This window comes from Litoreibacter ascidiaceicola (assembly GCF_900129235.1).
Lineage (GTDB): Bacteria > Pseudomonadota > Alphaproteobacteria > Rhodobacterales > Rhodobacteraceae > Litoreibacter > Litoreibacter ascidiaceicola.
Genome location: NZ_FQUV01000005.1, coordinates 1 through 22,026, shown reverse-complemented (window position 1 = coordinate 22,026; position 22,026 = coordinate 1). Strand labels below are relative to the sequence as shown.

22 protein-coding genes and 1 tRNA gene are annotated in these 22,026 nt (G+C 57.9%); 15 read left to right on the top strand and 8 right to left on the bottom strand.

The features are described 5' to 3' along the window. Window positions 1-53 precede the first annotated feature (53 nt). The 4 genes from BUB72_RS11030 to BUB72_RS11015 form a co-directional block, all read right to left on the bottom strand. Window positions 54-518: a PepSY domain-containing protein gene (locus BUB72_RS11030; protein ID WP_073143772.1), complete on the bottom strand. Its 465-nt coding sequence runs from the start codon at window positions 516-518 to the stop codon at window positions 54-56. A 162-nt stretch (window positions 519-680) separates the two neighbouring features. Further along, the gene (locus BUB72_RS11025) at window positions 681-872 is read right to left on the bottom strand and encodes a hypothetical protein (protein WP_073143771.1); all 192 of its coding nucleotides are present in this window, start codon (window positions 870-872) and stop codon (window positions 681-683) included. Between the two features lie 229 nt (window positions 873-1,101). Further along, the gene (locus tag BUB72_RS11020; RefSeq protein ID WP_073143770.1) at window positions 1,102-2,631 is read right to left on the bottom strand and encodes a cryptochrome/photolyase family protein; all 1,530 of its coding nucleotides are present in this window, start codon (window positions 2,629-2,631) and stop codon (window positions 1,102-1,104) included. After that, window positions 2,625-3,290: an SDR family NAD(P)-dependent oxidoreductase gene (locus tag BUB72_RS11015; protein ID WP_073143769.1), complete on the bottom strand. Its 666-nt coding sequence runs from the start codon at window positions 3,288-3,290 to the stop codon at window positions 2,625-2,627. The genes BUB72_RS11020 and BUB72_RS11015 overlap by 7 nt, the downstream gene beginning before the upstream one ends. Before the next feature lie 199 nt (window positions 3,291-3,489). Between BUB72_RS11015 and BUB72_RS11010 the strand changes: the two genes are divergently transcribed. Then, entirely contained in the window at window positions 3,490-3,843 is a 354-nt protein-coding gene (locus BUB72_RS11010; RefSeq protein WP_073143768.1) for a cupin domain-containing protein, read from the top strand. Window positions 3,844-3,855: 12 nt separating this feature from the next. Next, complete coding sequence (locus tag BUB72_RS11005; RefSeq protein ID WP_073143767.1) at window positions 3,856-5,412, top strand: 2-isopropylmalate synthase; 1,557 nt, start codon at window positions 3,856-3,858, stop codon at window positions 5,410-5,412. Window positions 5,413-5,552: 140 nt separating this feature from the next. Here BUB72_RS11005 and BUB72_RS11000 read toward each other — a convergent pair whose 3' ends face one another. Then, a complete protein-coding gene (locus BUB72_RS11000; RefSeq protein ID WP_073143766.1) occupies window positions 5,553-6,329 on the bottom strand; it encodes a 23S rRNA (adenine(2030)-N(6))-methyltransferase RlmJ in 777 nt (258 codons plus the stop codon). Window positions 6,330-6,484: 155 nt separating this feature from the next. Between BUB72_RS11000 and BUB72_RS10995 the strand changes: the two genes are divergently transcribed. Genes BUB72_RS10995 through BUB72_RS10970 form a run of 6 tightly spaced genes read left to right on the top strand, consistent with a single transcriptional unit; the run spans window position 6,485 to window position 13,086 of the window. After that, window positions 6,485-7,525 (top strand): rod shape-determining protein, encoded by a 1,041-nt coding sequence (locus BUB72_RS10995; RefSeq protein ID WP_073143765.1) that lies wholly within the window; start codon window positions 6,485-6,487, stop codon window positions 7,523-7,525. Between the two features lie 48 nt (window positions 7,526-7,573). Then, the gene (gene mreC / locus BUB72_RS10990; RefSeq protein WP_073143764.1) at window positions 7,574-8,479 is read left to right on the top strand and encodes a rod shape-determining protein MreC; all 906 of its coding nucleotides are present in this window, start codon (window positions 7,574-7,576) and stop codon (window positions 8,477-8,479) included. Beyond that, the gene (locus BUB72_RS10985; RefSeq protein WP_073143763.1) at window positions 8,472-9,071 is read left to right on the top strand and encodes a hypothetical protein; all 600 of its coding nucleotides are present in this window, start codon (window positions 8,472-8,474) and stop codon (window positions 9,069-9,071) included. Before mreC ends, BUB72_RS10985 begins: the two co-directional genes overlap by 8 nt. After that, entirely contained in the window at window positions 9,068-11,011 is a 1,944-nt protein-coding gene (gene mrdA / locus BUB72_RS10980) for a penicillin-binding protein 2 (RefSeq protein ID WP_073143762.1), read from the top strand. The genes BUB72_RS10985 and mrdA overlap by 4 nt, the downstream gene beginning before the upstream one ends. After that, a complete protein-coding gene (gene rodA, locus BUB72_RS10975) occupies window positions 11,008-12,147 on the top strand; it encodes a rod shape-determining protein RodA (RefSeq protein ID WP_073143761.1) in 1,140 nt (379 codons plus the stop codon). The genes mrdA and rodA overlap by 4 nt, the downstream gene beginning before the upstream one ends. A 6-nt stretch (window positions 12,148-12,153) precedes the next feature. Continuing rightward, a complete protein-coding gene (locus BUB72_RS10970) occupies window positions 12,154-13,086 on the top strand; it encodes a 2-hydroxyacid dehydrogenase (RefSeq protein ID WP_073143760.1) in 933 nt (310 codons plus the stop codon). Window positions 13,087-13,088: 2 nt separating this feature from the next. Here the strand turns inward: BUB72_RS10970 and BUB72_RS10965 are convergent, their stop codons facing one another. Then, window positions 13,089-13,868: an SseB family protein gene (locus BUB72_RS10965; protein ID WP_073143759.1), complete on the bottom strand. Its 780-nt coding sequence runs from the start codon at window positions 13,866-13,868 to the stop codon at window positions 13,089-13,091. Continuing rightward, on the bottom strand, window positions 13,865-14,461 hold the full coding sequence (locus tag BUB72_RS10960) for a uracil-DNA glycosylase family protein (protein ID WP_073143758.1): 597 nt from the start codon (window positions 14,459-14,461) through the stop codon (window positions 13,865-13,867). The genes BUB72_RS10965 and BUB72_RS10960 overlap by 4 nt, the downstream gene beginning before the upstream one ends. Before the next feature lie 64 nt (window positions 14,462-14,525). On the opposite strand from BUB72_RS10960, the gene BUB72_RS10955 reads away from it, so the two are divergent. The 6 genes from BUB72_RS10955 to kdsA all read left to right on the top strand — a co-directional run bounded on the left by BUB72_RS10955 (window position 14,526) and on the right by kdsA (window position 20,607). Then, window positions 14,526-14,858, top strand: a complete 333-nt coding sequence (locus BUB72_RS10955) for an ArsR/SmtB family transcription factor (RefSeq protein WP_073143757.1) — start codon at window positions 14,526-14,528, stop codon at window positions 14,856-14,858. Then, window positions 14,851-15,873 (top strand): permease, encoded by a 1,023-nt coding sequence (locus BUB72_RS10950; protein WP_073143756.1) that lies wholly within the window; start codon window positions 14,851-14,853, stop codon window positions 15,871-15,873. Before BUB72_RS10955 ends, BUB72_RS10950 begins: the two co-directional genes overlap by 8 nt. 65 nt (window positions 15,874-15,938) lie before the next feature. After that, on the top strand, window positions 15,939-17,237 hold the full coding sequence (locus BUB72_RS10945) for a Na+/H+ antiporter NhaA (RefSeq protein WP_073143755.1): 1,299 nt from the start codon (window positions 15,939-15,941) through the stop codon (window positions 17,235-17,237). 202 nt (window positions 17,238-17,439) lie between these two features. Then, window positions 17,440-18,099, top strand: coding sequence for an ABC transporter ATP-binding protein (locus BUB72_RS10940; RefSeq protein WP_073143754.1), 660 nt, complete (start codon window positions 17,440-17,442; stop codon window positions 18,097-18,099). Further along, window positions 18,077-19,768: a KpsE/RkpR family capsule polysaccharide export protein gene (locus tag BUB72_RS10935; protein WP_073143753.1), complete on the top strand. Its 1,692-nt coding sequence runs from the start codon at window positions 18,077-18,079 to the stop codon at window positions 19,766-19,768. Before BUB72_RS10940 ends, BUB72_RS10935 begins: the two co-directional genes overlap by 23 nt. Window positions 19,769-19,773: 5 nt before the next feature. Beyond that, window positions 19,774-20,607 carry a 3-deoxy-8-phosphooctulonate synthase gene (kdsA, locus tag BUB72_RS10930; protein ID WP_073143752.1) on the top strand — a complete coding sequence of 278 codons (834 nt, stop codon included), beginning with the start codon at window positions 19,774-19,776 and terminating at the stop codon, window positions 20,605-20,607. 1 nt (window position 20,608) lies between these two features. Here the strand turns inward: kdsA and BUB72_RS10925 are convergent, their stop codons facing one another. Continuing rightward, window positions 20,609-21,784 (bottom strand): BaiN/RdsA family NAD(P)/FAD-dependent oxidoreductase, encoded by a 1,176-nt coding sequence (locus BUB72_RS10925; protein WP_073143751.1) that lies wholly within the window; start codon window positions 21,782-21,784, stop codon window positions 20,609-20,611. Between the two features lie 92 nt (window positions 21,785-21,876). On the opposite strand from BUB72_RS10925, the gene BUB72_RS10920 reads away from it, so the two are divergent. Next, window positions 21,877-21,951 (top strand) — tRNA-Gln (locus tag BUB72_RS10920). Window positions 21,952-22,026: the final 75 nt, after the last annotated feature.

Sequence of the window (22,026 nt, the reverse complement as noted above, 5' to 3'; positions counted from 1 at the left end):
CATGCGGGGATATCAGCGGACTTGGGCGTGTTTGTGGCCGAAGCGTGGAGAATTTATTTCTTACCGCCGCCGTTACCGCCGCCGTTACCGCCGCCGTTACCACCACCGTTACCGCCAGCCCCTGAGTTCCCGTTGCTCCCAGATTGCCCGTTGGAGCGGCTAGAGGAAGATTTCGTGCCCTTTGAAGATGCCGCTGCAGAGACTTGTTGACCGACGGGTGACTTGGAGGACACCTGGCGACCAGTCTGTGCGTCAACTATTACGCTGACTAGCTTGCCGTTGGATCGTTTCAAGACGAGGCGATAGTAGACGCCGTCGGCGCTGAATGCGCGGGCTTCGACGACTTTAGCGTGGAGGGACTTGGAAACTGAACTTAGTGTAGACTTCATGCTTACGGTTTTACCTGTTGCTGCGATCTGACGAAGTTCAGATTGCCCCATCTCATGCGCAGAGGACGCAAAGGACGGGTTGGCAAAACCGATGGCAACGATGCCGAGTAACTGGACACTTTTGAACATAGGACGACTCATAGCAGAGCGAAGATGAATGCAGCGTGAATGGGCGGAAGCGAGATCAAATATTTTGTGTTCCGGCAAAGAAAAAGGCCGCCCAGAGGAGGCGGCCTTTATCAGTTTGGAGGGATACGTTCGTTTTGGAGGGATACGTAATCCTTACTTCTTTCAGGCCGCCATAAGGCGCAGAGGTTCCTGAGAAGACAGCGCCGCCAGCACCCGATCAACAGGCGGGAAGCGCGAGGCTTTGGCCGTGTAGAGGTTCACGGCTTTCGGGCTAACACCAGTTCGATTCGCCTGCATCGCTTGGAGGGCGACAATACGGCGGGTACGGGCTTTCTCGGCAAATGATCCGGTCATGGCGTGTTCCTTTGTTTCGTTACTGGCAGACCGTCTTGGTTGGCCTTCCATGCTGTTGGTTATGACCTATCGGTGTTGAATGAAGCGCGAACCCTGCGTTCATCTTCGGTTAATGTAATATAATTGTTTAATTACAAATGCTTAATTGCGTTTTTCGTGTAAAGAATGACGTAACCTCAACCCGAATCGCCCGAATTTGTCCGTTTCATTAACAAAGAAATGCCTTAATTCAGATGGATTCGCCGGCATCGAGCCGCTTCAGGACCACCCGTGCATCGCTGAGGACCGCCTCTTTGCGTGACTCGTCCATGCGGTCCCAAGTGCGGTACATGTTGCCCATACGCGGATTGTTTGAAAACCGCTCACGGTGGCGGATCAGGAAGTCCCAATAGAGCAGGTTGAACGGGCAGGCGTCCGGTCCGGTTTTGTCTTTCACCTTATAATTGCAGTGTTTGCAGTAGTCGGACATGCGGTCGATATAGGCCCCTGACGACACGTAAGGTTTGGAGCCGACGATGCCACCATCGGCAAACTGGCTCATGCCGATGACGTTCGGGGCCTCCACCCATTCATAGGCGTCGGCGTAGACCGCCAGATACCATTCATGGACCTCGTGCGGGTCGATGCCCGCCAACAGCGCGAAATTGCCGGTGACCATCAGGCGCTGGATGTGGTGGGCATAGGACTCGTCGCGGGTTTGGGCGACGGTTTTAGAGACGCAGTTCATCTTGGTGTTGGCGTCCCAGAAGAACGACGGCAAGGCGCGGTCGTGCTTCAGCACGTTGCGCGAGGTGTAGTCGGGACCTTCCAAAAAGTAGATGCCACGCATGTATTCACGCCAGCCGATAATCTGGCGAATGAAGCCCTCGGCGGCGTTGATCGGGGCGTGGCCGTCCTTGTAGGCCTGCTCGACTTGTTCACACACTTCCAGCGGGTCCAGCAGGCCTGCGTTAATATAGAAGCTGATGATCGAGTGATACAGGAACCGGTTGTCGTTCAGCATCGCGTCTTGAAAGTCGCCGAATTTGGGTAGGGCGTGTTTGACCCAATGTGTCAGTTGCCGCCGCGCCTGCCCTGTGTCGGTGGCAAACCAGAACGGGCGGAGGGTGCCGAAATTGTCGCCGAAGCGTTGCTCGACCAGATCGAGCACCTCCTCCACCGTGTCGTCAGGGGTGAACTGCATGGGGCCGTTGAAATCGACATCGTCAGGGGCGGGCTTGCGGTTGTCGTGGTCGAAGTTCCATTTGCCCTCCACCGGTTTGTCGCCATCCATCAACAGGCCCGTCTTGCGGCGCATATCGCGGTAGAACCATTCCATGCGAAGCTCTTTGCGGCCCTCCGCCCAGTCCTCGAACTCCTTGTGGGACGCGATGAAACGGGTGTCAGCGATCATGTGCAGCTTCAGCGGCATCTCTTGCAGCGCCTCAATCAGCCGCCATTCGCCGGGTTCGGTGGCGATCACACCAGAGGCGTCGTGCTGTTCGGCGCGGCGGAGCAGCTCGCCGGTAACGGAGCCCGCGTTTTCGGGGTCGTCGAGCTTGGTGTAGTCGACCTGCCAGCCATTGTTGCGTAGCGCGTCCGCGAATTTGCGCATGGCGGCGAAGATAAAAGCAATCTTCTTGGGGTGGTGGGGGACATAGGACGCTTCGTCCGCGACTTCGGCCATGACGACGATGTCGCTGTCTTTGTCGGCTTTTTGCAGTGCGGACAGGTTGGGGGAAAGCTGGTCGCCCAGCACCAGCACGAGGCGCGTCACCACGGCACCTGTGCGCCGGAATAGTCGAAGAACTTGCCGCTGTCGGAAGGTGTTAGGCCGTCGAGTACGCTCAGCAGGTTTTCGGCAGCCTGCGATGCGGGCACCGTCTTGTGGCGACTTGCGTATTTGGCGGTGAAGTCGGTTTCCACCGTGCCGGGGTGCAGGCAGACGCAAGTGGCTTGCTTGTGGGTGCGGGCCAGTTCGATGGATGCGCCGTGGATCAGTTGGTTCAGCGCGGCCTTGGCGGCACGGTAGCTGTGCCAGCCGCCGATCTTGTTGTCGCCGATGGAGCCAACGCGCGCCGACAGCGCGGCGAACGTGGCAGGCCGGTCTTTTGGCAGGAACTGGATTGCGTGTTTGAGGACAAGCGCCGGACCCATGGCGTTGGTTTGGAACTGCAGGGTCAGGCTTCGAGCGCTAAGAGCGTTCACCGACTTTTCCGGCTCATGGCCGTCTATGACCAAAGCACCGGTAGCGCAGATGACCAGGTCGTAGCTGCCATTCAGCTTTTTAAACGTCCGTTCGATTGATGCCTCATCCGTGACGTCCAAGCCGTCTTGACTGCGGGACAGGCCTGTCACGTCATAGCCTCGGGTTTGTGCGTTCTGCGACAACGCGGCTCCGATGCCGCCCGACGCGCCGATGATGAGTGTTCGTTTCATAGGGCAGAGGTAACGGTCCCGCGTCGCAAGTCAAATTGCGGCTTTCCTTTTCCGTCGGTGTTCGTATGATCTGTCTCATGAGCATTGACGCACATAACCTACTTCTTAGCCTGCGCTGAGCGTGCCTTCCCGGTGCGTGCCGCTCAGTAGTGCCAGCACCGGACCTTCCCAAAAAAACGAATAGCTAAGGAGTGACCCCGTGCAAAAGGTCAATCTTGAACAAAAGCTGAGCCTGTTCTCGTCCCATTGGGACCCGCAGGTGGTGGCCGACTATAATGGCAATGACATTATGGTCGTTAAATTTCAGGGCGCGTTCCCGTTTCACAAACATGACGACAGCGATGACTTTTTTCTGGTGCTGGAGGGCGAGGTAATGCTCGACCGTGAAGGCGGCGAGAGTGTCACTATGGGACCGGGGGAGCTGTGCGTTGTTCCCAAAGGTGTCGTTCACCGTCCCCGTGCTGACAAAGTGGCCAAGGTGCTGCTGATCGAGCCGCAAGGCCTGCCGAACACTGGCGATGCAGAGACTGCCGCCGCGAAACCACGTATTTGAGAGAACGAGATCATGAGCGAACAAGACAAAGTATTCATCTTCGACACCACCTTGCGCGACGGCGAGCAGTCGCCGGGCGCCACCATGAGTCATGCCGAGAAGCTGGAGATTGCGGGTCTGCTGGACGAAATGGGCGTCGATATTATCGAAGCAGGCTTTCCGATTGCCTCGGAAGGTGACTTCGCCGCGGTGAAGGCGATTTCCGAGCAAGCTAAGAATTCGGTGATTTGCGGATTGGCGCGGGCCAACTTCAAAGACATCGACCGCTGCTGGGAAGCTGTGAAACACGCCAAGCGGCCACGTATCCACACGTTTATCGGCACGTCGCCGCTGCACCGCGCCATCCCGAACCTGAACATGGACGAGATGGCGGAGCGTATCCACGAGACCGTCACCCATGCACGTAATCTGTGTGACAACGTGCAGTGGTCGCCGATGGATGCCACGCGCACGGAAGAGGATTATCTGTGCCGGACGGTGGAAATTGCGATCAAGGCCGGGGCGACAACTATCAACATTCCCGACACTGTTGGCTATACCGCGCCGCGTGAAAGTGCAGCGCTGATTTCGATGCTGCTGGAGCGCGTGCCGGGAGCGGACGAGATCATTTTCGCGACCCACTGCCACAACGATTTGGGTATGGCGACGGCCAACTCTTTGGCCGCTGTCGAGGCTGGCGCGCGACAGGTTGAATGTACGATCAACGGCTTGGGGGAACGCGCGGGGAATACTGCGCTGGAAGAGGTCGTGATGGCGCTGAAAGTGCGCAATGACATTATGCCATTCCAGACAGGCATCGACAGCACCAAGCTGATGAATATCTCGCGCCGTGTGGCGTCTGTGTCGGGGTTTCCGGTGCAGTTCAACAAGGCGATTGTCGGCAAGAACGCCTTTGCGCATGAGTCCGGCATTCACCAAGACGGGATGCTAAAAAATGCCGAGACCTTCGAGATCATGCGTCCGGAAGATGTGGGCTTGCAAGCGACCAATATTGTGCTGGGCAAACACTCGGGACGGGCGGCGTTGCGCTCAAAACTGGCAGAGCTTGGGTTTGAGTTGGGGGACAACCAGCTGAAGGATGTCTTCGTGCGGTTCAAGACCTTGGCCGACCAGAAGAAGGAAGTCTATGACGACGACCTGATTGCCTTGATGCAAAGTGGCGACGCGGAAGCGGACCACATCCGGCTGACGGCGCTGAAGGTCTCCTGCGGCATGGGGCTGGAGAAATCCGCCGAGATGACGCTGGAAATCGGCGGCGAAGAAACCTCGGTGCGTGCGACTGGGGATGGCCCTGTTGATGCCGCGTTCAATGCGGTGAAAGCGTTGTTCCCGCATCAAGCGCGGCTTCAGGTCTACCAAGTGGCCGCTGTCACCGAAGGGACGGATGCGCAAGCGACCGTATCCGTTCGTCTGGAGGAAGATGGCAAGATCGCTACGGGTCAGTCGGCAGATGTGGACACGGTTGTGGCCTCGGTAAAAGCGTATGTTGATGCGCTGAACCGCCTTGTCGTGCGGCGCGAGAAGTCCGGCGGCGACACGCCGGAAGTCTCGTATAAAGACGTAAGCTAGGCTTGGGTTAACCCCAATGAGCGCCTGCGGCGCGCTTCATTTTGGAGTGTGTGGCAGGCGTGAGCCGCCTTAGTCGAGCGTCACGTTTGGTGCTGGCGCGGGGTTGCCTTCGGCGAGAATATTTTTGCCAAGATGAAACCCTAAGATTGGAAAATCTGTGACAGGGTTTTGGCTTCTTCGGTCAGACTGTAGGGCGCGTTGACGATGAACATGCCTGATCCGGTCATCCGGTGCCCGTCTCTGACAGGGGGAAAGGCAACCTCATGATGCAGCACGTCCGGCAGGTTTTGGGCCTTTAGGGTCTGAACCATCGGCACATGTGCCCGAGACGTCAGGATGGGATACCAGAGTGCTATCACGCCGATATTCCATTTGCGGTGTAGTTTGGCGATCTGGTTCGGGATCAGCTCGTAGTCCGATTTGATCTCGTAGCTGGGGTCGATGAGCAGCAATCCGCGACGTGGCTCTGGCGGGCAGACGGCTTGGGCCATGTCGAAGCCGTCTTGCTTGTAGCATTTTGCATTGTGGGGGCGCATCGTGTCGCGCAGGGCCTGATATTCTTGCGGGTGCAGTTCGGCCAGGTGCAATTTGTCGGTCGGGCGCAAGCACAAGGCGGCGAGCATGGGGGAACCTGCATAGGCGGTGTCTCCATGCTGATCGCGCAAAGCGGTGAGCGCTTTGATATAGGGATGATCGGGTGCGAATTTTTCTGTTAGCGCGGTGATGCCCGCTTCGGCCTCGCCGGTTTTTAAGGCCTCGGCAGAGGAAAGGTCGTAGAGCGCGCGACCGGCATGGGATTCGAGATAGCTGAGCGGTTTGTCCTTGCGGGTCATGTAGGACAGCATGGCGCATAGCAGCGCGTGTTTGTGCACGTCAGCGGGGTTTCCGGCATGAAAGATGTGTTGGTATGACAGCATGCCGCGCTTCTAACCTGCCTGAGAGAGGCGGAATAGTGCTGATATGACTGCGCAGGTGGCTTTCAACCGGAGCGCGGCGCGCCTATAAGTCGCCAATCTTCCCCGCGGGCCTGTGAGTCGGCGGGTTAATTCTGAACGCTTGGGGCACAATTTACATGGCTGGTATCTTTTCGGGTCTGTTTTCATCTGACATGGCCATCGACCTCGGCACGGCAAACACGCTTGTTTATGTCAAAGGCAAGGGCATCGTGCTGAACGAGCCTTCCGTTGTGGCCTATCACACCAAGGGTGGACGCAAGGAAGTGTTGGCGGTCGGTGAGGACGCAAAGCTGATGCTTGGGCGCACGCCCGGCTCTATCGAGGCGATCCGACCGATGCGCGAAGGCGTGATTGCGGATTTCGACACGGCCGAAGAGATGATCAAACACTTCATCCGCAAGGTGCACCGCCGCTCTACGTTTACCAAGCCGAAGATTATTGTGTGTGTGCCGCATGGGGCGACCCCTGTGGAGAAACGCGCCATTCGCCAGTCGGTTCTGGGGGCGGGCGCGCGCAAAGCTGGCCTGATTGCGGAGCCGATTGCGGCGGCAATTGGTGCGGGTATGCCGATTACTGACCCGACCGGCTCCATGGTTGTGGATATTGGCGGCGGGACGACGGAAGTGGCCGTGCTGTCGCTGGGTGATATTGTGTATGCGCGATCCGTGCGCGTTGGTGGGGACCGGATGGACGAGGCTTTGATTTCGTATCTGCGCCGCCACCAGAACATTTTGGTGGGCGAGTCGACGGCGGAGCGGATCAAAACCTCTATTGGGACCGCGCGGATGCCGGATGACGGGCGTGGCGCGTCGATGGTGATCCGCGGGCGTGACTTGCTGAACGGTGTGCCGAAAGAGACCGAGATCAATCAAGCGCAGGTGGCGGAGGCTTTGGCCGAACCGGTGCAGCAGATTTGCGAAGCCGTGATGACCGCGCTTGAAGCGACGCCACCCGATTTGGCGGCGGATATTGTCGACCGTGGCGTGATGCTGACGGGTGGCGGTGCGCTGTTGGGCGAGCTGGATCTGGCGTTGCGTGAACAGACCGGCCTGGCCATCTCGGTGGCGGATGAGAGCCTGAACTGTGTTGCGCTTGGTACCGGCAAAGCCCTTGAATACGAAAAACAACTGCGCCACGTGATAGATTACGATAGTTAACCCTATCGGGTGGCCGTTCGGCTGCCCCCGGCAGTTTGGACTTAACCCATGGCGATCGACCGACGCGGACAAGAAGAATACGCCCGCCCTGTCAGGCGTGTCCTGATCGGGGTCTTGGTTGTTGTCTTGCTGGCGATCTTCGGGTTGTGGCGCATTGATAACCCGCGGATGGAGCGGTTCCGCTCGGCGATTGTCGATAAGGTTGTGCCGTCCTTTGACTGGGCCTTGGTGCCGGTGACGCGGGTCAGCCGGATGTTTGACGATTTCCAGAGCTACGCGCGTATCTACGAGCAGAACCAAGAGCTTCGGCGTGAATTGCAAAGCATGAAATCCTGGCGAGAGGCCGCGATCCAGCTGGAGCAGGAAAACGCGAGACTTCTAGACCTGAACAAGGTGCGCCTGAATGCACAGCTAACCTTTGTGACAGGGGTGGTGCTTACGGATAACGGCTCGCCTTTCCGGCGGTCGGTATTGCTGAATGTGGGTGCGCGTGACGGAATTCAGGATGGCTGGGCGACGATGGACGGGCTGGGGCTGGTGGGCCGTATCGCGGGTGTTGGTGATAAAACGTCTCGTGTGATCTTGCTGACGGATACCAACAGCCGTGTTCCGGTGACGATCCAGCCTTCGGGTCAGAAGGCGCTGTTGGTGGGGGACAACACACTCGCGCCACCGGTAGATATTGTCGAGAATGTCGAAGATGTGCGGCCGGGAGACCGCGTTGTGACATCGGGTGACGGCAAGGTGTTCCCGGCGGATGTGCTGGTCGGGCAAATCGCGCTGGGTCCGGATCGCCGTTTGCGGGTCAAGCTGGCTGCGGATTACGGGCGGCTGGAATTTCTACGGGTGTTGCGCACGCCGCATTCGGCCACAATCGGAACGGTAGGCGGTTTGATCGCGGCGGACGGACCGGTGAGCGAGGCCGAGCCTGTGGCGGAGGGAACGGATGGTTGATCCGATCACTTGGCGGCGCTTCCAGTACCGCATCGTTTTCCTCGTCGTTAGCGCCCTCATTATATTCGGGCAACTTCTGCCCTTGAACACAACGCCGGATGTATTGCCGTTGATTGATCCGGTGAGCGGCGCGTTAATTCAGGAGGGTGGCAGCTATTTCAGCTTGCCCGGGCCGGATTGGCTGTTTTGTCTGACGGCCGCATTCCTGATGCGCCGTCCGCGCTGGGCACCGGTTGTCCTGATCGTTTTTGTGCACTTGCTGGCAGATGTTTTGTACCTGCGCCCCTTGGGCCTTTGGCCAGCGATATCCCTTGTGGCTTACGAATTTTTGCGGCGTCAGACCAATGCCAGCAATGAGGTTTCGGTGCCTCTAGAGATCGCGCTGGTGATGGGAGCATTCACGGCGGCGGTTGTGGTGAACGGGCTGTTCCACCTGATCTTTGCCGTGCCGCATCCAAGCCTCGGGACTGTCCTGCTTCACGTTTTGACGACTGCCATCGCCTATCCCTTTGTTATCGCCGTGACCCACTTTATATTGAGAGTAAGGCGGGCGGGGGTTCGTGAGCTGGATAGTGACGGGGTTATCGGATGAGACGCTCGGCCAAAGATACCGAGGAAAGCGCTGCAATTCTCAGTCGTCGTGGCCTTGTGCTGGGCGGTGGCATGGCTGTGGTTACGGGTATCTTGGGGCTGCGGATGCGACATCTTCAGGTGGATCAGGCCGATCAGTTCCGACTGCTGGCCGAGGAAAACCGGATCAACATCCGTTTACTGCCTCCTGCGCGCGGGCAGATTTTTGATCGCAACGGGTTGTTACTGGCAGGCAACGAGCAGAACTACCGCGTAACGATGGTGCGCGACGAAGTCGACGACCCCGAAAAAGTGCTACGTGATCTGGCTCAGTTGATCCCGATGACCCAAGAGGACATGGAGCGCGCCCGTGAGGAGTTGCGTAAGCGGTCGCGGCTGGTTCCTGTGACCATTGCAGACCGTCTGTCTTGGGAAGATCTTAGTCAAGTTGCGGTGAATGCGCCGGCGCTGCCGGGTATCACTCCAGAGGTGGGATTGAGCCGGATCTATCCGCGCGGTGCTGATTTCGCTCATATCGTTGGATATGTCGGGCCGGTGAGCGACTATGACCTGAGCCGGATTGAAGACAAAGACCCGTTGCTGCAAATTCCAAAATTCCAGATCGGCAAAACCGGCTCCGAGAACAAGATGGAGCACGAGCTGCGCGGCAAGGCCGGCACCAAGCGGGTGGAAGTAAATGCCATTGGCCGCGTGATGCGCGAGCTGGGACGCGATGAAAGTCAGAAGGGGGCAAATGTCCAGCTGACCATTGACGCCACGTTGCAGAACTTTGTGCAGGCACGACTGGCGGGTGAAAGCGCCGCCGCGGTTGTGATTGACGTGGAGACCGGCGATCTGGTTTCGATCGGCTCCGCCCCTGCATTTGATCCGAACCTGTTCGTCCGCGGCATTTCGGTGAAGGATTACGGCGGACTGACCAATAACAAATACCGACCTCTGGCCAACAAGGCTGTGCAGGGGACGTATCCGCCGGGCTCTACCTTCAAAATGGTAACGGCGCTGGCGGCATTGGAGGCAGAGGAAATTCGCCCCGACGAGACGATCCGCTGTGTCGGGTATACCGAAGTCGCAAACCGCCGCTTCCACTGCTGGAAGCGCGGCGGTCACGGGCGAATGAACTTGCGCAACTCGCTGAAGCAATCTTGCGACGTTTATTATTACGATCTGGCACAACGGGTGGGGATCGAGAAGATTTCGACCATGGCGCGTCGATTGGGCTTGGGTGAGCGGCACGATGTTCCGATGTCTGCCGTTGCCTCGGGCCTGATGCCGACCAAAGCGTGGAAGAGAGAGAACCGCGACAATGATTGGGTCATCGGTGACAGCCTCAACGCATCCATCGGGCAAGGGTTTGTCCTGACGTCACCGTTGCAGCTTGCAGTGATGACCGCGCGGCTTGCCACCAACCGTGCGGTGTCGCCCCGACTGGTGAAATCCGTTGACGGGGTCGAGACGCCATCCGGCGCGGGCGAACCCTTGGGGTTGAGTGACGAGATGATGGCCCATGTTCAGGGCGGCATGTTTGCCGTGGCGAACGAAAGTGGCGGCACGGCCTATGGTACACGCATCGCGGACAAGTCGATGCGCATGGCGGGCAAAACCGGAACCAGTCAGGTGCGCAACATTACCAAGGCCGAGCGGGCGCGTGGCGTGTTTCGCAACGCCGACCTTCCTTGGGAGCGCCGAGATCACGCATTATATGTAGGCTTCGCCCCCGTCGATGCGCCCAAATACGCGATTGCGGTCGTGGTCGAACATGGCGGTGGCGGCTCGACAGCTGCGGCCCCGATTGCCCGCGACATCATGCTGGCCGCCCAAACGGGTGGGATGCCACCGTTATCCGCCTACCCGAGCGCGCAGCGCGGGCGCGTAAGCTCGGCGTTGAAAAAGCTGCAGGTGTGGGGGCTTGATGAGCCGAAAGCACCGGACTCGCAGGCATGAGTTACCTTGAATACAACGTCAAATCGGTCCCGAGCGGGCTGTCAAAGGTGTTATACTTGAACTGGCCTGTGGTCGTGTTGCTAACGGCAATTGCCAGCGTCGGGTTCCTGATGCTGTATTCCGTCGCCGGAGGGTCGATGCTGCCTTGGGCAGAACCGCAGATGAAGCGGTTTGCCTTGGGCTTGTTCTTGATGATCAGCGTCGCCATGATCCCCGTCTGGTTCCTGCGAAACATCGCAGGGGCGGCTTACGGAATATCCGTTCTGCTGCTTCTGGGGGTCGAGTTTTTCGGCTCTACCGGCATGGGCGCGCAACGCTGGATCGACCTTGGTTTCATGCGGCTGCAACCGTCCGAGTTGACCAAAATCACCCTGATTATGTTTCTGGCCGCCTATTATGACTGGGTGGACATCAAGAAGATATCACGACCGCTTTGGGTTCTTATCCCGATTGTGATCATCGCGTTGCCAGTGTTTCTGACCCTGCGCCAACCTGATCTTGGAACTGCATTGTTGCTTGTGTTCGGTGGCGGCGGCCTGATGTTTCTTGCGGGGGTCCACTGGCTTTATTTTGCAGCCGTTGTCGGTGCCGCTGCGGGATTGGTGGGGGCCGTTTTCAAGAGCCGGGGAACAGAGTGGCAGCTGTTGAAGGACTATCAATACCGGCGTATCGACACCTTTATCGACCCCGCATCCGACCCATTGGGGGCAGGGTACCACATCACCCAATCCAAAATCGCACTGGGGTCCGGAGGCTGGACCGGCCGCGGCTATATGCAAGGCACGCAAAGTCGGCTGAACTTCCTGCCGGAGAAGCACACCGACTTTATTTTCACCACTTTGGCCGAGGAGTTTGGCTTCATCGGCGGCATCTCATTACTGAGCCTTTATGTCCTAGTGTTGGTGTTTTGTGTCGTGTCGGCATTGAGCAATAAGGACCGTTTCGCGTCCTTGTTGACCATGGGCATTGGCCTGACGTTCTTCCTTTTCTTTGCGGTGAATATGTCGATGGTCATGGGGCTGGCTCCGGTCGTTGGGGTTCCGCTCCCGATGGTGAGCTATGGCGGCTCCGCGATGATCGTTTTGTTGTTAGCGTTTGGCTTGATGCAAAGCGCCCATGTTCACAGACCAAGGTAGAGTTCCATGATCAACGTATTGTTCTCCGCCCAGCCCAAAAGCTGGGCCGAATACGAAGCACCGCTGCGTGCCGCGTTCACCAAGGCGGGCATTGATGCGCAGCTGGGCACGGAGTTCGACCCTGCGGATGTCGACTACATCGTTTATGCGCCGAGCGGGCCTGTTTCTGACTTTACCCCGTTCACCAAATTGAAGGCTGTTTTGAGCCTTTGGGCGGGTGTTGAAACCATGGTGGACAACCCGACGTTGAAGGTGCCGCTGTGCCGGATGGTGGATCATGGCCTGACGGAAAGCATGGTGGAGTGGGTCACTGGCCATGTGCTGAGGTATCACCTTGGGATGGACAAGTTTTTGTCGGGGCAGGACGGTGTTTGGCGCGCTGGAACTGCTGCGCCTTTAGCGCGGGATCGCAAGGTATGTGTGCTGGGGCTGGGCGCGCTGGGGGCTGCTTGTGCGCAGGCCTTGGCTCGGTTGAAGTTCGAGGTGCATGGCTGGGCGCGAAGCCCCAAGGCTGTTGAGGGCGTGACCTGTCATCACGGCGCAAGCGGGTTGGATGACGCGTTATCCGATGCGGATATGGTGGCCTTGTTGTTGCCTGACACCCCAGCGACCGAGAACGTATTGAATGCGCGAAGCATCGCGTTAATGCGGCGAGGCAGTTTCGTCGTGAACCCCGGGCGAGGGCCTTTAATTGATGACAGCGCACTAATCGCTGCGCTGGATAGCGGGCAGCTGGCGCATGCGACTTTGGACGTGTTCCGCGTGGAGCCTTTGCCCAAAGAACATCCGTTTTGGGCGCATCCTAAGGTGACCGTGACGCCGCATATCGCGGCGGAGACGAAGGCCACGACGGCCTCGGAAGTTATTGCGGAAAACATTCGGCGTGGTGAAGCGGGCGAGCCCTTCCTGCACATTGTCGACCGCGCAGCGGGATACTGACGCTAGATGAGTTTCGGCGGCCTTGAGGGATCGCTTCCCGGGGCTGGGCGTTCGGTGGGTTGGATCGGTTGAGGCAGATCAAATCGCAGTGCCTGAGCTTCGAGAGCGCCAATAATTGCGTGGCTGGCATCGAAGAAAGCCACGTCCAAGGCTCCGGCTTCAATTCCAGAGAAAACCAAGGCTTCATTCGCAGCACGGGCCAACGCGCCTTCCGCGGCGGGCTCTGCGCCAACGAAAGCCAATATATGCGACCGCTGTCCGCTGGCGTAGGTCACCCCAGCCAAGTAGGCGCATTGGGCAAGGCCTGCTGCCGTGGCGAGTTTCATGTCGATAGCTGTGACCAAGCTGTCAGGTAAGCCCTTTGGCGGGGTGATCTCGGTTGGCGTTTCGGCGGCCTCGGAGGGGGCGTGGGACAAGGTTTCGTGCAGCCAATCCACGGCAGAGGGCGGGATCAGGATGGAGGACGGCGCCACGCCAAGGTTCATCCCAAGCCCAAAGTTTTGACCCGCCAGCATTTGCGCCAAGGCGCGGCCTGACAGGCCGACATAGGGGGCCGAGCCTTCCGCGAACTCGGCCAAGCGTTCCTCGCGGTCGAAGGCGAGGATATAGGATGCGTCCTCCACCTCGAAAATCTGCGGCGTGATCTTGTCGCCTTCCGGCTCGCCTTCCAGCAACACGAACAGCTCGGAATCGCCCATGCGCTCGTAGAAGCGCAGGCGGGCGGTGTCGTCGTCAGGGGCGGCGTCCATGGCGATGTGGGCCTGATCAAGCGGGGTGTTCATGGGACAAGTGCCTCTTTCACGCGGGATTTGAGGACGGGCAGAAGCTCGGTCTCGAACCACGGGTTGCGTTTGATCCATGCGGTATTGCGCCACGATGGATGCGGCAAGGGGATAATCGCGGGCGCATGGTCGCGCCAGTTGGCGACAGTGTCGGTGACGCTGCCAGCGGTTTTTCCTAAATGGTACTTTTGTGCATAGCCACCGACGAGCAGGGTCAGGCGAATGTCCAGCAGTTGCGCAAGGATTGGTGTGCGCCATGTTTCTGCGCAGATGGGCGGGGGAGGAAGGTCGGAGCCTTTAGCGGTGTAACCGGGAAAGCAGAAGGCCATGGGAAGAATGGCGACGCGAGTTTGGTCGTAGAAGGTCGCATCATCGACGCCCATCCAGTCGCGCAGTCGGTCCCCTGACGGGTCTGTAAAGGGCTTGCCACTTTCATGAACACGCGCGCCGGGGGCCTGACCTGCGATGAGGATGCGCGCAGATTTCTCGAACCAAACCACGGGGCGCGGGGCGTGCGCAGTGTGGGTTGCCGCAAAGCGGTCCTTACAGATTTCGCAGGCCGAGAGGTCGTGTTTGAGGGTGGAAATTGGCATGTGGCAGATCATAGTGAGGCAGAAAATGATTGCGAATGATTTATTATTCTATAATTATAGAAATATGAAAGCATTTGATGATCCGAATCTGTCCCTTGTTCAAGCGGCAAGCGCCTACGCTGCCCTTGGCTCCGAGCAACGTCTGTCCTTGCTGCGCACGCTCACGCGGGCGGGCGACAAGGGAATGAACATTGGCGCTTTGGGAGCTGCGACCGACCTGAGCGGCGCTAACCTGACGCACCATTTGAAGATTTTGGCGCAAGCGGGGCTGATCAAACAGACCAAGCAAGGGCGCTCGATCATCTGTGCAATGGCGGATTACGCGACGTTCAAACGGTTGAACGACTTTTTGCTGGCGGAATGTTGCGCCGATCTTGAGGACCACGAACATGGCTGATCTGACCCAATCCCCGACACCGGCATTTTGGAGCAAGGTTTCCAAGGTTTGGGTGACCAGCGCAGTCATTCTCGCGCTCGTTTTCCTGCTCGATCGTCCGCAGGGGCTGCCTATTCTGACAGGCACATTCGAGGCGATGGGTCACACCGCGATCTTCATCATCTTTGCGGTGCTGGCCATTGGCTATCTTAAGGCGACGGGTGCTGAAGCTGTGGTGGCCGAAGCCTTTAAGGGGCGTGAGTCGCGGATGATTTTCCTGGCAGCCGCCCTTGGCGGGCTGGCCCCATTTTGCTCGTGCGAGGTGATCCCGTTCATTGCCGCCCTGCTTGTGGCAGGGGTGCCTTTGTCCGCCGTGATGGCGTTCTGGTTGGCGTCGCCATTGATGGACCCCGCCATGTTCTTAATCACATCCGGCACGCTGGGGTTCGACTTTGCGGTGGCCAAAACGCTGTCGGCGGTCGGTTTGGGGATGTTTGGCGGGTTCGCCACGATGACGCTTGCCAAAACTGCGTTGTTCGCAGACCCGTTGCGTGAAGTCACGCAAGGTGGTTGTGGCTGTGGCTCGCCGTTCAAAGGCACGCCGAACTGGCGGTTCTGGCAGGAGCCCAAGCGCGTGGCTGTTTTCAAGTCTGCGGCGATAGAGAACTTGGCGTTTCTGGCGAAGTGGTTGTTCTTGGCCTACCTGCTTGAGAACATCATGCTTCAGTATGTTCCGGCGAGCATGGTGTCCTCGGTTCTGGGCGGATCTGGTGTTGGCCCCGTCATCCTGGGGGCCTTGGTTGGCGCGCCTGCCTATCTGAACGGCTACGCGGCGGTTCCGTTGGTCGATGCGTTGTTGACCCAAGGTATGAGCAACGGGGCTGCGATGTCCTTCATGCTTGCCGGAGGTGTCAGCTGTATCCCCGCCGCAATCGCGGTGTGGGCCTTGGTCAAACCGCGGGTTTTTGCCGCCTATCTGGGCTTTGCATTTATCGGCAGTGTCACCGCGGGATTGATCTGGAATGTGGTCGCTTGAGTTGATTGCCCCGCGACTTCGTTTGCTTTAACTCCGCTTTAAGAGCTTAAGCGCGGGGGAGCGATATGTATCGCGTCTGGAATTTCGTCACCAACTACTCTTTGTTGCTGATCGTTGGCGCTGTTATTGCGCTGTTTTGGGCAAATACAGACCCGCATGCTTATCACCATTTTGTTGAGCATCCGTTGTGGTTTAACGACTGGATCGGATTGGATTACTCGTATTGGGCAAAGTCCTACGGCGACGGATTCGAGAAATACGAAGTTGGCGACATCACCAAGGTGTTGAGCCTGCACTACCTTGTGAATGACATGCTGATGGCATTGTTCTTTGCGATTGCCGCGAAGGAAGTCTGGGAAGCCGTGATCCTAAGAAACGGCTCACTGCGCGGCAAGAAGGCCGCGACACCCTTGTTTGCAACGGCGGGAGGCATGTTCGGACCTATCGCGGTGTATCTTGGACTGGCCTATTTCATGGGCTCCGACACCTACAACGCGGTCGCCAATGGCTGGGCTATTCCGACGGCTACGGACATCGCATTCAGCTATCTTGTGGGCCGGATGGTCTTCGGCGCGGGCCACCCTGCTGTTCGCTTTTTGCTGCTTTTGGCGATTGCAGATGACGCCGCAGGGTTGGTCATTCTGGCGATCTTCTACCCGTCGGGCGAGTTGGCACCGGAGTGGCTGTTGCTTTCAGCGGCCGCCGCTGTAGGCGTATTTGTGCTGGCCAACTGGCTGCCGCGTAAGCTGGATCGAGGTAATCAGGCGCGTCCCGTTTCGACCTTTGTTCGCACGAAATTGCACTTTGTTCCCTACCTGATTGCGGCCTGTCTGAGCTGGTATGGCTTTGCGGAAAGTGGCTTGCACCCTGCGTTGGGCTTGCTGCCAATCGTGCCGACCATACCGCACGCCGACCGCGCGTTTGGTATTTTTTCGGAGGCGGAGCAGTATCTGACAGACCTCCTCAACCAGTTCGAGCATGCGCTGAAGCACCCAGTAGAAATCATCTTGTTCTTCTTCGGCCTGCTGAATGCGGGCGTGGAGTTTAACGCCATGGGAGATGCGACCTGGTTGGTTCTGGCTGGATTGATGATCGGGAAACCTGTGGGCATCCTGATTTTCGGTTGGGTCGCCGCGAAGCCGTTGGGGCTGGGTATTCCGCAAGGTATGCGGATTATTGACCTTGTGGTGATCGGCTGTGTGGCGGCGATCGGATTTACCGTTTCGCTGTTCGTCGCCTCCGTGGCGTTTGAACCCGGGCCGGTGCAGGATGCGGCCAAAATGGGTGCATTGTTCTCCTTTGCGGCGGCGGGTGTCTCGATTTTGGCGGGGAGACTATGCCGCGTTGAGAAGCAAAACGGCTGATCGCGACACCAAACACTGTGATTGTTTGGCAAGACGGCGCATTTATTTGCGTTCTCTTGTCTGATTCATGGCCTATTTACTGATATAGCGTTGAAATGCAGTGGCCCGATCCGACATAATGCGGCCTTAAAGGGTGCCTAGAATGCGCCTAACGATCCGCAGGGGACATGCGGGCTAGATGAGGTAGGGGGTTTCCCCGTAGATGATTGAGTTTCAAAACGTCAGCAAGTCCTTCTGGACTGGCACGCAGCGCAAGGTGATCCTTGACCGCGCGTCGTTTCGCGTGGAGCTGGGTCATTCCATCGGTATTCTGGCCCCGAACGGCACTGGTAAGACGACGATCATCAATATGATGGCGGGATTGGAGAAGCCTGACGAGGGCGAGATCATCCGGACCTCCCGCATATCTTTCCCTTTGGGCTTCATGGGGGGGGTCGTAGGCAAGCACACCGCTCGCGAAAATGCCCGCTACATTGCTAAGCTGTATTCTTTGGACCCGGACTATATCGAAGCGTTCTGCCGGTATCTTTGCGGCCTTGAAGAATATTTCGATATGCCTGTTGGCACCTATAGCCAAGGCATGAAGGCACGGTTCACCTTTGCGCTGATGCTGGCGCTGGAATTTGACATTTACCTCATAGATGAAGGGATGCCCGCCACAATGGACGTAGAGTTCAACCGTAAGGCGGGGTCCATCCTGAAAGACCGATTGAAAAAAGCCACGGTGATCGTGGTATCGCACCAAGCTGAAACGCTGGAGAAATTCTGTCGATCTGCAGCGGTCCTAAGCCGTGGCAAGCTGGTCATGTTCGACACATTGGAAGAAGCGAAGCGACTGTATGATTACGAAACCCAAAGTTAAAAAGTATCGCCTTCGGCGCAGCGACAGCCCGACTTCCTCTGCGCGCCCGATCGCGCCGAATGTGGAAGCTGTGGCACCGGACAGTACCAACGCGGCAGTCGCAGATGTGTTGCAAAAAGAAGAAATGATGTTTGCGACGCCGACCGATGACGGCTTTGGAGCGCAGGATTTCAGGTCGCAAACCACAGCGCAGAAAGCACCAAACGAGCCGGACGTCCAGGAGGCGGTCGCGACCCAAAGCCCGGCGGAGATGATTGATGCGATCCGCCGCGAAGGCCTGACCGGGCGGCAGCTTCGCATGGCGCGCCGCGTTGCACAAAAGCAGGGGTTGGCGCCAGTGTCCGACTATGACGCTGTGCGTTTGCTGCGCGAAAAGGGGATTGACCCGTTCAAGCGATCCAACATGCTGGAACTGGTCGTTCCCGATGGCAAGAACAAAGGCGATGAGGCCGAGGTTAAATCGCAACTTCCGTCGACCGTTACTGCCAAGCCATCCCTGCCATCGACCGAAGTGATCTCGGAAGACCGTCGCGCAACTGAGATTATGGCCATCCAGCGCGACATCGCGAAGCGCCGCCGCCGCCGCGCCACTTTGTTGGCAATCAGGATGATGGTCTTTGTGCTGCTGCCGACTTTTGTCGCAGGATATTATTACTATGTTGTTGCAACGCCGATGTACGCGACCAAGTCGGAATTTGTCATCCAGACTGCAGAGCCGTCGTCGGCTGGCCAGCTTGGCGGGTTGTTCTCGGGGACAGGGCTTGCGACGTCGCAAGATAGCATCACCGTTCAAGGCTACCTTCAGTCCCGTGACGCGATGGTGCGTTTGAACGAGGACGAGGGATTCAAGACACATTTCTCGCAGGAAAACATTGATGCGTTGCAACGTATCGAATTGGATAGCACCAATGAGGCGGCATATTCGCTTTATAAAAAGCATGTGCGGATCGGTTATGATCCGGCTGAAGGGGTGATCAAGATGGAGGTCAGCGCAGCTGACCCCGAAACGTCTGCTGCTTTCTCCAAAAAGCTCATCAGCTACGCAGAAGAGCGCGTGGACCAACTGACATCCCGCCTTCGTGGTGACCAGATGCAGGGTGCCCTTGAGAGCCGTGCCGAGGCCGAGGTGAAAATGCGTGACGCACAAGACCGCATCGTCGAGCTTCAGGAAAAACTGGGCGTTCTCAGCCCCGAAAGCGAAGTGCAGGCGATCTTTGGCCAGATCACCCAACTGGAAAGCGAACTGCTGACCGAGCGGATTTCGTTGCAACAGTTTCTTGCAAACCCCCGGCCCAACGAGGCGAAGGTCAGGGCATCTGAAAACAAGATTGCAGAGCTGCAAAAGTTGATCGCCGAATATCGTGCGCAACTGACCGAAAGCAACGCAAACACCGGTTCACTTGCCCGTATCTCGGGTGAATTGATGGTAGCCCAAGGCGACTTGGCCATGCGTCAGGAATTCCTTGCTGCGGCCGAAGCCCAGTTCGAAGCGGCGCGCCTCGAAGCTAACCGTCAGGTGCGCTACCTGTCAGTCGGCGTGAGCCCCGTGGCCCCGGACGAGCCAACCTATCCGCGCTCGTTCGAGAACACCATTCTGGCGTTCTTGATCTTCGCCGGCATTTACTTGATGGTTTCGCTGACGGCTTCGATCCTTCGTGAACAGGTATAATCCCAATGAAAACTATCCATATCGGCGCGCTTGAGTGCAGCAACGACCTGCCCCTAACCTTGATTGCAGGCCCGTGTCAGCTTGAAAGCCTTGATCACGCATTGATGATTGCCGAAGCCATGGCCAAAGCCTGCGCGGATGCAGGTGCGGGCTACGTGTTCAAGGCCAGCTATGACAAGGCGAACCGCACATCCCTGTCGGGAAAGCGCGGTCTTGGACTTGAAGAGGGTTTACGCGTTATGGACGAGGTTCGTGCGGAGATCGGCTGCCCGACACTGACCGATGTGCATTCGCCGGAGCATTGTGCTGCCGTAGCCCAAGCCGTCGACGTGATGCAAATCCCCGCGTTCTTGTGCCGCCAGACTGACCTGTTGATTGCGGCGGGTGAAACCGGCGCGGTCATCAACATCAAGAAGGGCCAGTTTTTGGCGCCATGGGACATGCCCAACGTGATCTCCAAAGTCGAAAGCACAGGCAACGAAAACATCATGTTGACCGAACGTGGCGCGTCCTTTGGGTATAATGCACTGGTCGCTGATTTCCGCTCGCTGCCGACCATGGCGAAGACCGGATATCCGGTCATCATGGATGCCACCCATTCCGTGCAACAGCCGGGCGGGCAGGGTGGCTCGACCGGTGGACAACGCGAGTTCGCCCCCGTGATGGCGCGCGCCGCGGTTTCGTTGGGGATTGCAGGTGTCTTTATCGAGACCCATGAAGACCCCGACAACGCTCCGTCAGACGGGCCAAACATGATCCCGCTGGATCAGATGCCAGCGTTGGTTAAAAGCCTTATGCAGTTTGATGCATTGGCAAAGGCTAACCCCTGCCGCGTATAGCTTAAACTGCCTGACCTGCCGCCCATCCCGATGACCATGCCCATTGGAAGTTGTAACCGCCCAGCCATCCGGTGACGTCCACGACTTCACCAATGAAATACAGCCCCGGCATGACTTTCGCTTCCATCGTTTTGGCGTTGAGCGCATCTGTGTTCACCCCACCCAACGTGACTTCGGCCGTGCGGTATCCTTCCGAACCTACGGGCTTAATCGTCCAGTGATGAACGCGCTGCGCCAAGACATCGAGCGCGGCGTTGTTCTGATCGGCCAGATTTCCGACCAACCCCGTTTCGGAGACAACAACCGAAGCGAGCTTTTCAGGGATGATCCGTGCCAAAGCGTTCTTGATGGAGATACGCCCTGATTCCGACCGCAATGTCTTGAGGTCTTCCGCAATATCTTTGGACGCGGCAAGGTCGACCTCTAACGTATCTCCATCGCCCCAGTAGGACGAAATCTGTAGGATCGAGGGGCCGGATAGTCCGCGATGCGTGAACAACAGCCCTTCGCTGAAGTTGGCCGCGTTGCACGATACATTGGCCTGAACCGATGTTCCTGCCAACGGCCGCGTCTTCTCAAGCTCCTGCTCGGCGAATGTAAGGGGCACCAACGCAGGGCGGGTTGCGACAATTGGTAAACCAAACTGCTCCGCCACTTGATAGCCGAAGCCGGTAGCCCCCATTTTCGGGATAGATTTGCCACCGCTGGCAATCACGAGGCTTTCGCACTCAATGTTGCCTGACGAGGTCGCAACGGTAAAGCTTGTGCCATTATGCGAGACACCTGCCACTGAAACCCCGAGCTTCACGCGGACTCCGGCTTGCTCCATTTGATCAAGCAGCATGGCAATAATATCTTTTGCCGACCGGTCGCAAAACAGCTGCCCCAGAGTCTTCTCGTGCCAAGGGATGCCTGCCGCGTCGACCATTGCGATGAAATCCCATTGCGTAAAGCGTTTCAGCGCTGACAAGGCAAAGCGCGGATTCTGCGACAAAAAACGATCTGGCTGGATGTCGAGATTGGTGAAGTTGCAGCGTCCACCGCCGGAGATGCGAATCTTTTCGCCAACTGTTTTGGCGTGATCGAGGATCAAAACCGACCGTCCACGGCGCGCGGCTTCGATGGCACACATCATGCCCGCGGCGCCTGCGCCAATGATTACGACCTGTGCTTCCATGAGGCCGGGCTTAAACCCCGCTCCGCATTGCCACAAGTCGCGATTTTAGGGTTGCAGCATAGAGAAAGGCGCATTAAATCACAGTTCGGTATTGGGATGTGGCCTAGCGGTAGGGCAACTGTTTTTGGTACAGTAGATCGTAGGTTCGAATCCTACCATCCCAGCCAACCTCCTCTTCGTGATAGAACAACAGGCCTGAGGGCCACGAGTGGGCTGAAAGTGCCCCAAGGAATGCCCCACGT